The following is a 12,975-nucleotide window of genomic DNA, read 5'->3' on the forward strand; positions in this document are numbered from 1 at the left end:
GGCATCAGCACTTTCGCTGATGCCTTTTTTGTTCTGAAATATTTCTTCAGATAATACTTTATTATCTCAGGGCATTCGTGTAACATCATATAGAATAGTTTTTCAAGGAAAGAACGGAGGATCCAAGAAATGAAACTTGGTGCCAGAATGCTTAAAACTGGCGTGGCAATCACTCTTGCCTTATATGCAGCGACCTTACTTAACTTGACGCCGGTGTTCGCTGCCATCGGAGCTGCCTTCTCGATGCGGCAGTCCGTCTATCAATCCTACATCGGGCTTATGGATCAGGTGAAGGGGAACGTCGTTGGTCTGGTCGTCGCTGTTGCGATGTATTACACCTTCGGAACGGAACCGATCATCATCGGGGTTTCCGCCATCCTTACCATCGGGCTTTGTGTAAGCCTGAAAATACGGGAAAGCGTCATTGCGATCGTATCCCTTGTTTCCGTGATGGAGAACACGAGCGGTATGGATTTTCTCCCGTTTGCCCTGCTGCGGTTCTCGACATTGACATTAGGTATTTTATCTGCCTTTTTTGTGAATCTTGTTTTTCTTCCGCCTAAGTATGAAGTCGTACTATTGCAGAAAATCGATCAATTCAGCACGGAAATCCTGCAATGGCTGCGCGTGGCCACCCGCAACTGGTCGGATCAGCCGGCTCTGAAGGATGAAATAGCGAGAATCGAATCGGAAATCCAAAAAATAGACGATATCTATACTCGTTTCACTGAAGAACGGACCTACACCCAAAAACAAAAACTTGTGAAAGCTAGAAAACTGGTTGTCATCCGTCAGCTCATCACGACCTTGAAACAGTCGCACGGCATCCTAAAAGAAGTATATGATCTGGGGGAAAAGATGTCAGAGCTTCCGAACTGTTCAAGCGAAACATTCGTCGAAGAACTCGATAAGGCCATCATGTCACATGAAAAGCTGATTCTGAGTGCAATGGGCCGTATCAAGCACCAGCAAGAAGAAAGCAGCATCCGCGAAACACTGGATCCGGATATCCCGGCACTTGTCGACCTGCTGATCCATGTCTTCGAAAACAAGGAAAACGATGAGAAAATGCTCTTCCTTCCGCTAGCTTCGCGCCTGATGGAATATCACAGAGAGCTGGATAGACTGAAACGGCTGTTGAACAGCTACCTCCGATACCATAACGAGGACTCAACAGTGGTCATGCCAAAGGAATAAATACATCACTCTAATGGAGTGGTGTATTTTTTATATTCAATTTAATTTAATGGAAATGATGACTTCAAAGCAGCTCGGGAAAGATGGGTACTTCATTCAAAAGCTACATAGTTGAATATCCCATGCTTTTATTTTCCTGGCCGCTTATAACAAGAAAATGGTGCCCGAAGATGCAAAAGGAAAAGACTGTTGAGTTTTACTGCTCAACAGTCTTTTCCTTTAATTTCTCCAACCTTACCTGTCTCCTTTTAATTATTTCTTTGTAATTAAAATACGAGCCATCGTATGTTTTCTTGAATAATCGTTGTGCATGTAAAGCGGAAATTAGCGCCAAACCTGCAATCCAAAAAGAGGAGCTATAAATTCCTGATACTAATAACCCAGCGCTTATAAAGATCCATAATATAATGGAGTGTTTCATCACTATTCCTCCAAATTATAGGTATGGACTTCTTCTGAACGCTTTGAAATATTTAGCGCTTCAAATAAGAGAGCCTTTGAGGCTACGTACGCATTATATTCAATTCGCTCAAGCATATCATACGCCCTACGAAGTGTTTTATCTATTACGAGTATGCCGTGTTTATTCAGCAGCATCGCTTTAGGCAGTGTTGCAGCTGGCAACTCACTTAGATGATCTTTTACAATAGCTGCCAGCTCTTTAGAAGTAGCTGGCGCGAATGGCAATGTCGGAATTTGGCCAAGTTTTTGCGTGGCCTCCGTCAAGTTAGGCAGCTCCATACCTAAAGTTGCAAATACCATGGATTCCTTAGGGTGCGCATGTAAAACACAACCAATATCCGAACGTTGTTTGTAACAGGCCATATGCATGTTTATTTCACGTGTTATATTTCCCTCCCCTTCTACCTTTTGCTCATTCATATCCACTACTAAAATCTCATAAGGTTTTAAATCGCAGAACTTTTCTTGAGACATCAAAGTCGGAGTCATGATGATATGGTCTCCATTCATACGAACACTCACATTTCCTCCCGCTGCATTTGTCTCATAGCGATCAAACATCATCTTTACAACTTTACATAAGTCTTCTCGTTCTTTACGATATAGCATCTGGGTTTACCTCCAATTTTTTGATTTTTATCATTGGCAGCATCTGCCCTGCTTGGATTAAATCAAAATCAGTGCAATTCCGTTTTGTCACTTTAGATGCAGAACAAGCAGTAGCATAAGCAATTGCTGTTTCCAGATTTGCTCTAAGTGCTAGTTGTGCAAGGAAACTCCCAACAAAAACATCACCTGCACCTGTATCATTCACTTCTTTGACCTTCGGCGGAAAAACGCGGTATATTTCACCAGCGTGGACAACATAACTTCCCTCTTCCCCAAAGGAAGCAGCTATATATGGAACGCTTTCATTCAAAACTAATAAACGATCTTTCATGGATTCCATTGCTGGAGTCAGTAGTTCCTCTAACTCAAACTGATTCGGTTTTATAAAATCCACTTCCATTTTTACCGCCAGCTTAAGGGCATCCCCAGAAAGATCACACGCAATAAAGCTTCCAGCCCGTTTACCAACATCGATAATTTCTTTCAGCTGTTTCAGTGTATAATCAGGGGGAAGCGAACCCGCTAAAACAAGCATATCGTCTTTTTTCAATAACTTTTGCAGTTGGAAAATCAACTTTTCATGATTGGTCCTTGAAATGCGAAAGCCGCTTCCCGTAACCATCGTACTTCCCTGGCTCTCCTCATCAATTAACACAATGCACTCCCTGGTTGATGCATTTTTTTCAACGATCAACTGATGAGTCACTTGTTTCGCTCGCAGGATTTTTTCCATCTGCAGTTGATTCTCGGACCCTATAAAACCTAACGCAATATTTTCAATACCAAATTTGCTTAACACATGCGAAACATGGAATCCTTTCCCTCCTAAATCGTATTCTGCCGTTTTTACACGATTAGTTTTCTTTTTCGTTAACATACCGCTTGTTTGGATAAGCCGATCGATGGCCGGATTAAGCGTGACGGTGTAAATCATTTTTTTGGCCTCCTTACGCTACTTCTTCCTCCTTGTTTAAAGCTTCCGTACGTTTTTTCATCATTCTATAGTAGATTACGAGCAGCACAATCCATACTGCTCCAAAGAAGATTCCCAGAATGCTGCCGCTTGATGCATCTGCAAATATATAGCGGAAAACCGGATACTCAAGTGTACTCCAGGACAAGAGTTGACCTTCTGCAATATTTACTGCATTGGTATCCCGAGCAAGCTTTGTAATGGTTGGTGCGAATCCTGTAGCAATATATAAGAATATTGGAGTCGTCACACTACCGAGCAATATCATCCGAAGTAAATTTCCTCCCGTGATGATTAAAGCCGGAACAGCTAAAGACGTGTTGATAATCCCGGCAAACGGAAGAACATTGTTACCAGGCAGGATGATCGCATAAATAAGGGTAATTGGTACAAGGATTATCATTGCTACCCATACTTCGTTACTTCCGGCTAGTATTGGCCAGTCGAGCCCAATAAAGAGTTGTCTGTTTTGAAACTTCTTTCTCATAAAATCAGAAACTGCTTCTGATAAAGGAGATAACGCCTGCATAAACAATTTTGCCACCATCGGGAACAGCGTCAGTGCAGTCGCAGCCTGAACTGCCAACATCAAGCTTTCCTGTACAGAGTAACCAGCAGCAATACCTAGTAATAGACCAATGATGAAACCCATCACATGGTTTTCTGCAAAAATACCTATTCTCTCTTTCAAGGTATCTGCATCTACATGCTTATCCAGAAATGGCACTTTACTAATCAGCCAGTTAAACGGGAGCAGGAAGACACCAAATATCATCATACTGTGCGACACCGTCACACCAGGAATTCCGGTTATTTTTTCGATTTGCTTTTGATTCACATCCCCTAAAAGTAGTTCGATGACCATTTGGAAAGCTGCTACTAAAAAGGAAAGGATGATATTTCCGCTTACTCCAATAACAAGTACTGCCGTAAGGATTTTCCCCCATACATTCCACAAGTCAACGTTTAATGTCTGGGTCCTGTTGATGATCAACATCACTGCATTGACAGCCATTTGTAACGGAAACATAAGGAAGGCTAAAGGCCACGCCCAGGCTAAGGTTGCTAAAGAAGTCCATCCGCCATCGATGATATTGAGTTCAATACCAGTACGCTCTACCAGCCCCTGTGCTGCAGGCGTCAGCGCGTTGAGCATAAAGCTGATGACAATATTCATCCCGATAAATGCCACGCCAAGAATGACAGCAGCACTAAATGCATCTTTCCATTTCATTTTTGCTGTGATTCCTACAATGAACATCAGTAACGGAACGAAGACTGCCGCTCCCAGATCTAATACATATTGAAAGATTTGTTGTAAAAGATCCATCCATCTCCACCTCCTACGATTTTAAAAGCGAGATCAGTTTCTCCGTTTCTTCCTTCATTCCCATACCCGTTAAAAAAGCAATTCCATTTAAAGTAGGGATATCATAGTGTTTCTTGGCCTTTGTAATGGCGATATATACATGGCTGGTCTTGATATACTGATCCAACGATTTAATATCGACTGCCTCCACGTTCGCTTTCACACCATTTTCATTCAAAATTTTTTTTACTTTGGATGCGACCGTCTGACTGGTCGCTACACCAGAACCACATGCAACGATAACTGTTTTCATCTTGCTCACTCCTCAAACTTTTTTTTGATAAAAGAAAATAATGTATGCTGTTCTTGATTAGACTGAAGTCCTTCGACGAACTCAAGACTTGAAAACTTTTCCATCAGGAGTTGCAGCAGCTTTACTTGATCACCTGTATCTTTAATGCCAAGGATAAAAAAATAATCGATTAATATCTGTCGATTTTCCGTCCCCATATGAATGAATGGAAGCTTATATTTATTTTTAACTACTGCCACAAAACCTTTATTTACGTGCTCCGGGTCTGTATGCGGGATACCTATATTAATTTGCTCCAGGGCCAAACCTGTTGGATACAGTTCCTCCCTCTCTGTGATTGCACGGATAAAAGTAGATTTTACATATCCCCTCTTTTCCAGCTCCTCCCCTATAAATAAGAAAAGGTCTTCCGTATTCCTTGCATCAACATCCAGAAATACAAGCTCTTCATGTAACAAATCCACTTCACTCATCTTGGTCACCTCCTTTTTCCTCTGTTATAAATTTCAGAGCATCTTCCTCAGATGAAGCGCTTACAATTTTATTTAAACTATCCTCTTCTAAAAACAGTTCATTTAAATGTAATAGTGTAGGAACGTGGAGATGATAATCACTTGGAGCTAAGACAACTATCACCTTGGCAAAATGGGAATCCGGCATTTGAATTTGCTTCCTGCAAATAAGTATGGAGAAATCCTGCTTGTTCACTCCATCAGACGGCTGGGCATGTGGAAGATAGACATGCGGACCAAGCATCATCCTGTCACTCTCCCGTTCGAATATCTCATATAATTTTTGTGAATAACCTTCTGTTATGGACTCCCTGGATAATAAAGGTTTAATAGCATACGCTAATGCATCCCGCCAATGAATTGTTTCATCCAGGAATAAAATATGTTCTTTCTTAAAAGGGAAAAGATGCGAGTTTGTACTACTTTCCATTTTTAATTTTGGGGATTTATTAAAGAAGTCTACAATTTTATCGTGAACAATCTGGTAATTGCCTTCGTTGATATGTTCTTTTAGATAATAAATTAATTCCTTGGCTTTCTTATCCGCATTACGGTTAATATGTTTATCGATGGCATTTCGTATCTCCGATCTAGCTGCTCGATTTAAGAAGGGTTTCACTATAAACGTTTTCTTGGATGTATTAAGAGGGACTGTGGAAAAGATAAAATCCACCTCCTGTTCATATTCCTTGAAATGTCTTTCTGCATAAGCCCCCATAAATTGAATATGACTAAACATATCTTTTAACGTTTCCAATAACAGCTTGGAGACAGAGGTTCCATTTCTGCATACGACTAATGCTCGAAACGCATATTCTTGTCTTTCTTCCGTTCGATAGATCCATGCTTGAATGATCATGGCCAAATAAACCAGTTCTTCCTTGGAAATAGAAGCTCCAATAGACTTTTCGATTGGATAAACCGATTTTGAAACGATAGCAAACATGGCAGGAAATTCCGCAATAAATTGTTCAGTTAATGGATTTTGTATTGAAAGATTGAATCTTATCCTATATATTGCTGGTCTAAGATGAAGCAATATTTTATTCAAAAGCTCTGATTTATCAAGTAAATTGGTTGCAAGCTGTGTATCGACCATATCAATTGTTGTTCGGACCGCCAAGGACAATTCATTGCTCGAAGAGATTGCCAGTACAGATTCAAGCATATTGGATGACAGGATCTGCAATGCTAAATACGTTTTGTCTTCATCATCCAAATGACTATCCCAGAACATATGCTTCAAGGTTTGGATTTCATTTGATTGTTCCATATCTGCCAAATCGAATTCTGCCCTCCAAGAAGCATTTGAATGTTTCATTCGCTGTATAAGGAGATACAATACAACAGGTAAATCATCTATTTGCTCATCAGTTAAAGCTATCGACAACTTCTTCTCCATATTGATCAACCGCCGCCGTAGGAAAAAGATATCTTCTTTGTCAAGGAAACCAAGACGGCAGAGGAAGGAGAAACCGAATTGCGCTGCTAAAACCCTTTTAATTTCCTCAATAAAAAGCTTTCGTATCTTGAACTCTTCCCCACTGATACTGTATCCATTTTTTCTGGTATAGTTTAACTCAATCATTTTTTCAGATAATATATCTCTTATTCGTTTCAAGTCTTGCAGAGCCGTATTTTTGCTTACCTGAACCAAATCAGCCAAGTCTTGTAATGCAGGATTTCCATCTGTGATGCAGAGCTTGATAAACAGCAAACTTTCGCGCATTTCAGGAGCAATATAATTCAAATCGGCCATAACGCCATGCTTTAGAAAATAATATAAACCTTCTCTAGTACTTTCATTGATCGTAATATTGCCATTCTTACTATCAATCCTAATAGCTTCTCTGTTTTCTTTTATTAGGTACTGATTCACATCGTCTATACAGGCTTGAAGACTGCGTTTATTCCTGCACATCTCTTCTTCAACAGCTGTTAATGTTGATGAATGGTGCTCTAAAAAATACAGGACTAAATCACTCACTTCTTTTTTCATTTTTTCACTCCCTTCTTGACTCTTCCTAATCTCATTATATTCAATGAAAAATCGCGTGAGGTCTGATATATCACAATTTAGGTAAGCGCTTCCATTTGCGTTTGTGATGAAGTTTGGGTAATAGGGGGGAACAAGTCAGTAATTATTTTCTCATGCTATGCTACCCCTGTATCCATGCAACTAAAATAAACAAAAAAGGATAGATGAACAGGTCTCCCTGTCCATCTATCCTTTTTCCATCGTACTCAATGTACCAGAATCCTCATCCAGATGCTGTATCTGATATAGATTGAAGTAATTGCCTTGGAGCGCCATCAAGTCGACATGGGATCCTTGCTCGACAATACGGCCATCCTGGACGACGACGATTCGGTCTGCATGCGTGATTGTCGCCAGTCTGTGGGCGACAATGAAGGTCGTCCGATCAGATGCAAGCTTCTCCAGGGCTTCCTGAATCAAATGTTCACTCTCCAAATCAAGCGCCGATGTGGCTTCATCAAGAATAAGGATCGGCGGATTTTTCAGGAATATGCGCGCAATGGCAATCCGCTGCTTCTGCCCTCCGGATAGCTTGACGCCGCGTTCTCCCACAAGGGTATCGTATCCTTGCGGCAGATGCTCGATAAAGTCGTGCGCATTGGCTGCTTTGGCGGCTGCCACTACTTCTTCATGGGTAGCCTCCGGTCTTCCAAGCTTGATGTTCATTTCGACTGATTCACTGAACAGGATATTATCCTGCAGCACCATTCCGATTTTATCCCGCAAGGAACGTGACTGTACATCCCGGATATCGGTGCCGTCAATCGTTATCCTGCCGCCTGTCACATCATAGAACCGAGGGACGAGGCTGACGATCGTCGATTTACCGCCGCCGCTCATCCCGACAAAAGCGATTGTCTCCCCTTGTTTCACATCAAGCGAGATATCCTTGAGCACGAGCTCTTCATCGTCGCGGTAACGGAACGATACATTCTCGAAGGAAACATGGCCATCGACCTTTGTGAGCTTCGCGGCATCGGGTTTATCTTCAATATCATATTTCTCATCGATGAATTCAAATACCCTGTCCATGGAAGCGACCGCCTGTGTCAGTGTCGTGGAAGAGTTCACCAGCCGGCGGAGCGGGCTGTATACGCGATCCATGAATCCGGCGAAAGCAACCATTGTCCCCAATGTAAGATTCCCTTGAATAACCTCATAAGCTGCATATGCAATCACGATCAATGGCGCCAAGTCCGTAATCGTATTCGTTACCGCAAAGGTCTTGGCATTCCAGACTGTATGCTGGATGGCACTCTCGAGGAAGCTGCGGTTTTGTGCATCGAACTGCTTTTGTTCATAATCCTCCAGCGCAAAACTTCGTGTGACCGGGATACCTTGGACGCGTTCATGCAAGTGACCCTGCACTTCAGCCAAAGCTTGCGAACGTTTCCTGGTCAAACTGCGGAGACGCTCATAAAAATACTTGATCGCCACACCATATACCGGAAACAGTACGATGGCCACCAGCGTCAGCGATACATCCATCGTAAACATGATACCAACTGCAATAATGATCGTAGCCAAGTCCAGCCATACATTCATCAAGCCAGTCATGATGAAGTTCTTTGTCTGCTCCACGTCATTGATGACACGGGATATGATTTCCCCTGTTTTCGTCTGGGAATAATACCGCAGGCTCAGGCGCTGGATATGATCGAACAACTGATTCCGGATATCATACAGCACCCGGTTCCCCGTCCACTGCGCCAAGTACTGCCGATAATACTCCACTGGCGGCCTCAATATCAGAAAGACGATCAGGGAACCGCCAAGCAGCCAGAATAGGCGCTGCACCTTGTCCCCTGCCGATAAATCGGCATTGACGACATGATCGACTACGTAACCCAGGATCAGCGGAATCAGCAAAGGTATGGCGAATTTTACTATACCGATTATAATCGTAAAAATAATTTTCCATTTATACGGTTTTACAAAACGTAAATACCGTCTCGTACTGCTCAACACAATCACCTCTCTGTTGTGCACAACGATAAATCCCTGCCAAGGTAGGCAAGGATTCATAGCTTATGTTATTTATCTGTAGGTCAGGAAAAGCTCATACCATGTATCGATGAAATCCGGTGAAAATGGCCCTTTTCCTTGTCTGATCCAGCTGATCAGGATATCGACCTGATTCCATAGGATTTTCTCTATTTCCGGAGGATAATTCATCTGCCGCTTGTGTACATCGAATTCATCTTCATCCAGCAGTGTAAACGTCATATCGGGATATATCTTGATATCCAGATCATAATCGATATACTTCAGCGCCTCTCCATCATATACATACGGAGAACTGATATTGCAATAATAATAAATCCCATCCGTACGCAGCATACCGATTATATTGAACCAGTGCTTCGCATGGAAATAAACAATGGCAGGTTCGCGTGTGATCCACGTCCGTCCGTCGCTTTCCGTGACCATCGTCCGGTCATTGGCACCAATCAGGATTTCTGCCGTACTCTTCAATACCGTGCTGCTTTCCCATACCCGATGGAGCTGGCCGTTATGCTTATAGCTGTGTATCTGAATTTTCGTTCCTGCCTCTGGGCCAGCCATGCGAATCTTCCTTCCTTTGTATTGTCCTATATGTAAGATCGTTTCTTTATATTATAAAGATATTTCAGACACAATGGAAATGAAAAACGCTGATTGCTGCCCAAGCATCGGCAAAAGAGCCCCTCAGCGTGCGCTGAAGGGCTCCGTTCATACGAAAGTAACAATTCAGACGATGTCCGTCTTACTTGCGGGACTGTTTGTTTTGCTTTTGAACTTGCTGTACATCCGTCTCGGAAGCAAATTCAGTTCCGAACTGGCTGGAACCGCCTTTTGCTTTCTGTCGAGACTGCTGGTTCTGCTGTTGAACCTGCTGTACGTCAGTTTCAGAAGCAAATTCAGTTCCGAATTGGCCGGAACCACCTTGACGAGACTGCTGGTTTTGTTGTTTAACGTGCTTCGCATCAGTACCAGATTGTGTCTTTTTGTTCACTGTTATCACCTCCGCCACATTACTTTCTCCTGAATGCGGCGCTGTTATCCAAAAAAGTTCAAAAAGCTTCTGGTTTATTCTGGTATATGAAACTGGTGCAGGATTTTCTGATGCGGAACTGGAAATGGATATTCATCTATATCCGAAAGGGCAACGAATTTTCCTTGCTCCGGTATCGCGTCTGTTGTTTTTGCGCGCAGGACGATGATTTCCCATATGATATGGGAAAAAACATGACGGACAGGCTGCAGCGTTTCAACGAGCTCGATTTCAATGCCATACTCCAGCTTGAACCAATACGCGAGCTGTTCGACCGAAACCTCTGCAGCATCCGCCATTGGAAATTGCCATAGGTTCGCAAGCAGCCCTTCTTGGGGTCTTTTCTCGATAAGGACTTCTCCTTGCGGGTTCTCCACGACGACAGAAAGATATGGCATCGTCTTTTGCTTCTTCCCTTTGGATTTGATGGGCAGCTCTTCCTGAAGCCCTTGCCGGAATGCGGCGCAGTGCTCCTGTACCGGACATAACATACAAGCGGGCTTTTTCGGAGTACAAATCAGCGCTCCAAGCTCCATCAGCCCTTGATTGTAGGAGGACGGGTCCTCCTTCGAAATCATTTCTTCGACTGCTGCTTCAAAGATTTTCCTTGCTTTTGGCTTCGCGATATCTTCCGTGATCAAAAGGATCCGGGACAAGACCCTCATGACGTTCCCATCGACTGCCGGCTGCGGAATTCCGTAAGCGATGCTGAGGATGGCACCCTTTGTATATGGTCCGACACCTTTGAGCTTCCCTAACTCATCCACATCATCCGGTACCTTGCCGCCGTATGTCCGGGCCACCTCACGCACGGCTGTTTGAAGATTGCGGGCCCGGGAATAGTAACCTAAGCCTTCCCATGCTTTCAGGACGTCCTGCTCATCCGCTTCGGCCAATGCCTGGATTGTCGGAAAGCGTTCCATGAAACGATTAAAATAAGGAATCACAGTATCCACCTTCGTCTGCTGGAGCATGATCTCCGATACCCAAATCCGATACGGATCCCGCGTTTCACGCCAAGGCAGTGAGCGTTTTTCCTGCTGGAACCAATTAATTAAATCATCTTGAAATAAATCTATGGAAAAATGCTGAAACTTAACATGTAGATCGTCTAAATGCAAAATCATTCACACTCCGTGTTACAATAATAAATGTATTAGGTGGTTTGGTTTCATCAGAAGGAGGACACATCAATGGACACTGGTACCCATATTGTCATGGGGATAGCCCTTGGGGGCTTGGCCACACTTGATCCTGCTGTTCACCAAGACCCTGTATTGTTCAATGCAGTACTTGCAGGCACGATCCTTGGTTCACAGGCACCCGACTTTGATACAGTACTGAAATTACGGAACAATGCTTCTTATTTACGAAACCACCGGGGAATCACGCATTCGATCCCCGCTGTCATATTGTGGGGATTGGCGATTTCCCTGCTTCTGTACGTGTTAGTGCCAGAGATCGACTTTCTGCATCTATGGCTATGGACTTTCGGTGCCGTTGTGCTGCACGTATTTGTCGATGTATTCAATGCTTACGGCACACAGGCTTACCGGCCATTCACCAGACGCTGGGTCGCTTACGGCTTCATCAATACGTTCGATCCTTTCATCTTTACGATGCATGTGATCGGTATCGGCCTCTGGCTGATCGGTTTTGAACCTGGTCCGACCTTTGCAGTCATTTACGCGATCCTTGTCCTCTATTATGTGAAGCGTTACATGGATAAACGAAGGATCATCAAACAAGTGAAGGCACGGATTCCCGATGCCCAGATCATTGCCACTTCCCCGACGATGAAGCAAGCAGTCTGGCGTGTTGCGATCACAGCTCCCGATCATTTTTATGTCGGGAAAGTGGAGGATTGGGAGCTCCGCATCATCGATGAGTTCGAAAGGAAGCCTTTGCCTGACAGCGAGCTGATGGAAGTTGCCAGGGAAGACAAGAATATTGCAGCCTTCCTAAGCTTTTCCCCTGTTTTCACATGGGAAGTGAACTTGTATGATGATTTCACCGAGCTGCGGCTGATCGACCTGCGCTACCATAACAGCGCACAGCATTACCCATTCAAAGCAGTCGTTCAAATTGATGATAATCATCAAATCATAAGCTCCTACACAGGCTGGATCTTTTCCGAACAGAAACTGCAGCGAAAGCTTGTTACAGACGATAATCCATCTGCATTATAAAACCTGGAGATTTGATTCTCCAGGCTTTTATTGTTGTCTGCGTTCCTTGAATAGATAATGGTATTTCGGATTACGTTCCAGGAACTCATCCAGTCTTGGGCCATAATGCTGAATCCATTGGCGGACAATCGCTTCTGTCATGTCCTGCCCTTGATACTTGCGGCCGGCTTTTGCGCGTGTTGCCTCGAAATCTTCCCAAAGGATCTCGACCCATGTCCGGGCCTCATCCATTGTCAGCCGTTCGTTTTGCTGCTGCAACAGCGCAGCAAGCTCACGGAATTTATTTTCCATTCATTCTTCTTCCTTTCCATCATAAACCCAACATAATCTCAAAAACAA

General features: G+C 43.4%; 14 protein-coding genes. 2 read left to right on the forward strand and 12 right to left on the reverse strand.

The genetic code is table 11. The features are described 5' to 3' along the window. Positions 1–129 precede the first annotated feature (129 nt). A complete protein-coding gene (locus tag CHH53_RS04145) occupies positions 130–1,197 on the forward strand; it encodes an FUSC family protein (RefSeq protein ID WP_095214865.1) in 1,068 nt (355 codons plus the stop codon). A gap of 196 nt (positions 1,198–1,393) precedes the next feature. Here CHH53_RS04145 and CHH53_RS04150 read toward each other — a convergent pair whose 3' ends face one another. From CHH53_RS04150 to mutY, 11 genes are all read right to left on the reverse strand, one after another. Continuing rightward, positions 1,394–1,618: a hypothetical protein gene (locus tag CHH53_RS04150; protein WP_095214866.1), complete on the reverse strand. Its 225-nt coding sequence runs from the start codon at positions 1,616–1,618 to the stop codon at positions 1,394–1,396. Between the two features lie 2 nt (positions 1,619–1,620). Then, the gene (locus CHH53_RS04155; RefSeq protein ID WP_095214867.1) at positions 1,621–2,268 is read right to left on the reverse strand and encodes a class II aldolase/adducin family protein; all 648 of its coding nucleotides are present in this window, start codon (positions 2,266–2,268) and stop codon (positions 1,621–1,623) included. Continuing rightward, positions 2,255–3,202 carry a 1-phosphofructokinase family hexose kinase gene (locus CHH53_RS04160; RefSeq protein WP_095214868.1) on the reverse strand — a complete coding sequence of 316 codons (948 nt, stop codon included), beginning with the start codon at positions 3,200–3,202 and terminating at the stop codon, positions 2,255–2,257. The genes CHH53_RS04155 and CHH53_RS04160 overlap by 14 nt, the downstream gene beginning before the upstream one ends. Positions 3,203–3,215: 13 nt before the next feature. Then, complete coding sequence (locus CHH53_RS04165; protein ID WP_095214869.1) at positions 3,216–4,571, reverse strand: PTS galactitol transporter subunit IIC; 1,356 nt, start codon at positions 4,569–4,571, stop codon at positions 3,216–3,218. Positions 4,572–4,584: 13 nt separating this feature from the next. Continuing rightward, complete coding sequence (locus tag CHH53_RS04170; protein ID WP_095214870.1) at positions 4,585–4,863, reverse strand: PTS sugar transporter subunit IIB; 279 nt, start codon at positions 4,861–4,863, stop codon at positions 4,585–4,587. Positions 4,864–4,868: 5 nt separating this feature from the next. Next, positions 4,869–5,336: a PTS sugar transporter subunit IIA gene (locus CHH53_RS04175; protein WP_095214871.1), complete on the reverse strand. Its 468-nt coding sequence runs from the start codon at positions 5,334–5,336 to the stop codon at positions 4,869–4,871. Then, positions 5,329–7,374, reverse strand: coding sequence for a BglG family transcription antiterminator (locus CHH53_RS04180; protein WP_095214872.1), 2,046 nt, complete (start codon positions 7,372–7,374; stop codon positions 5,329–5,331). Before CHH53_RS04180 ends, CHH53_RS04175 begins: the two co-directional genes overlap by 8 nt. Before the next feature lie 225 nt (positions 7,375–7,599). After that, a complete protein-coding gene (locus CHH53_RS04185) occupies positions 7,600–9,378 on the reverse strand; it encodes an ABC transporter ATP-binding protein (RefSeq protein WP_095214873.1) in 1,779 nt (592 codons plus the stop codon). 72 nt (positions 9,379–9,450) lie between these two features. Further along, positions 9,451–9,978, reverse strand: coding sequence for a nucleoside tri-diphosphate phosphatase (gene ntdP / locus CHH53_RS04190; RefSeq protein ID WP_095214874.1), 528 nt, complete (start codon positions 9,976–9,978; stop codon positions 9,451–9,453). A 181-nt stretch (positions 9,979–10,159) separates the two neighbouring features. After that, complete coding sequence (locus CHH53_RS04195) at positions 10,160–10,417, reverse strand: gamma-type small acid-soluble spore protein (protein WP_095214967.1); 258 nt, start codon at positions 10,415–10,417, stop codon at positions 10,160–10,162. Between the two features lie 65 nt (positions 10,418–10,482). Then, the gene (gene mutY, locus CHH53_RS04200; RefSeq protein WP_233134829.1) at positions 10,483–11,568 is read right to left on the reverse strand and encodes an A/G-specific adenine glycosylase; all 1,086 of its coding nucleotides are present in this window, start codon (positions 11,566–11,568) and stop codon (positions 10,483–10,485) included. A 72-nt stretch (positions 11,569–11,640) separates the two neighbouring features. Between mutY and CHH53_RS04205 the strand changes: the two genes are divergently transcribed. Further along, entirely contained in the window at positions 11,641–12,636 is a 996-nt protein-coding gene (locus CHH53_RS04205; protein ID WP_095214876.1) for a metal-dependent hydrolase, read from the forward strand. Positions 12,637–12,663: 27 nt separating this feature from the next. On the opposite strand, the gene CHH53_RS04210 is transcribed toward CHH53_RS04205, so the two are convergent. Next, positions 12,664–12,927 carry a YfhJ family protein gene (locus CHH53_RS04210; RefSeq protein ID WP_095214877.1) on the reverse strand — a complete coding sequence of 88 codons (264 nt, stop codon included), beginning with the start codon at positions 12,925–12,927 and terminating at the stop codon, positions 12,664–12,666. Between the last annotated feature and the right edge of the window lie 48 nt (positions 12,928–12,975).

The sequence above is a fragment of the Terribacillus sp. 7520-G genome, assembly GCF_002271665.1.
Lineage (GTDB): Bacteria > Bacillota > Bacilli > Bacillales > Amphibacillaceae > Terribacillus.

Coding starts and splice junctions, on each gene's coding strand:
- CHH53_RS04180 (WP_095214872.1), bottom strand. CDS start 7,374: ATGAAAAAAGAAGTGAGTGATTTAGTCCTGTATTTTTTAGAGCACCAT.
- ntdP (WP_095214874.1), bottom strand. CDS start 9,978: ATGGCTGGCCCAGAGGCAGGAACGAAAATTCAGATACACAGCTATAAG.
- CHH53_RS04160 (WP_095214868.1), bottom strand. CDS start 3,202: ATGATTTACACCGTCACGCTTAATCCGGCCATCGATCGGCTTATCCAA.
- CHH53_RS04210 (WP_095214877.1), bottom strand. CDS start 12,927: ATGGAAAATAAATTCCGTGAGCTTGCTGCGCTGTTGCAGCAGCAAAAC.
- CHH53_RS04175 (WP_095214871.1), bottom strand. CDS start 5,336: ATGAGTGAAGTGGATTTGTTACATGAAGAGCTTGTATTTCTGGATGTT.
- CHH53_RS04165 (WP_095214869.1), bottom strand. CDS start 4,571: ATGGATCTTTTACAACAAATCTTTCAATATGTATTAGATCTGGGAGCG.
- CHH53_RS04150 (WP_095214866.1), bottom strand. CDS start 1,618: ATGAAACACTCCATTATATTATGGATCTTTATAAGCGCTGGGTTATTA.
- CHH53_RS04155 (WP_095214867.1), bottom strand. CDS start 2,268: ATGCTATATCGTAAAGAACGAGAAGACTTATGTAAAGTTGTAAAGATG.
- CHH53_RS04170 (WP_095214870.1), bottom strand. CDS start 4,863: ATGAAAACAGTTATCGTTGCATGTGGTTCTGGTGTAGCGACCAGTCAG.
- CHH53_RS04205 (WP_095214876.1), top strand. CDS start 11,641: ATGGACACTGGTACCCATATTGTCATGGGGATAGCCCTTGGGGGCTTG.
- CHH53_RS04145 (WP_095214865.1), top strand. CDS start 130: ATGAAACTTGGTGCCAGAATGCTTAAAACTGGCGTGGCAATCACTCTT.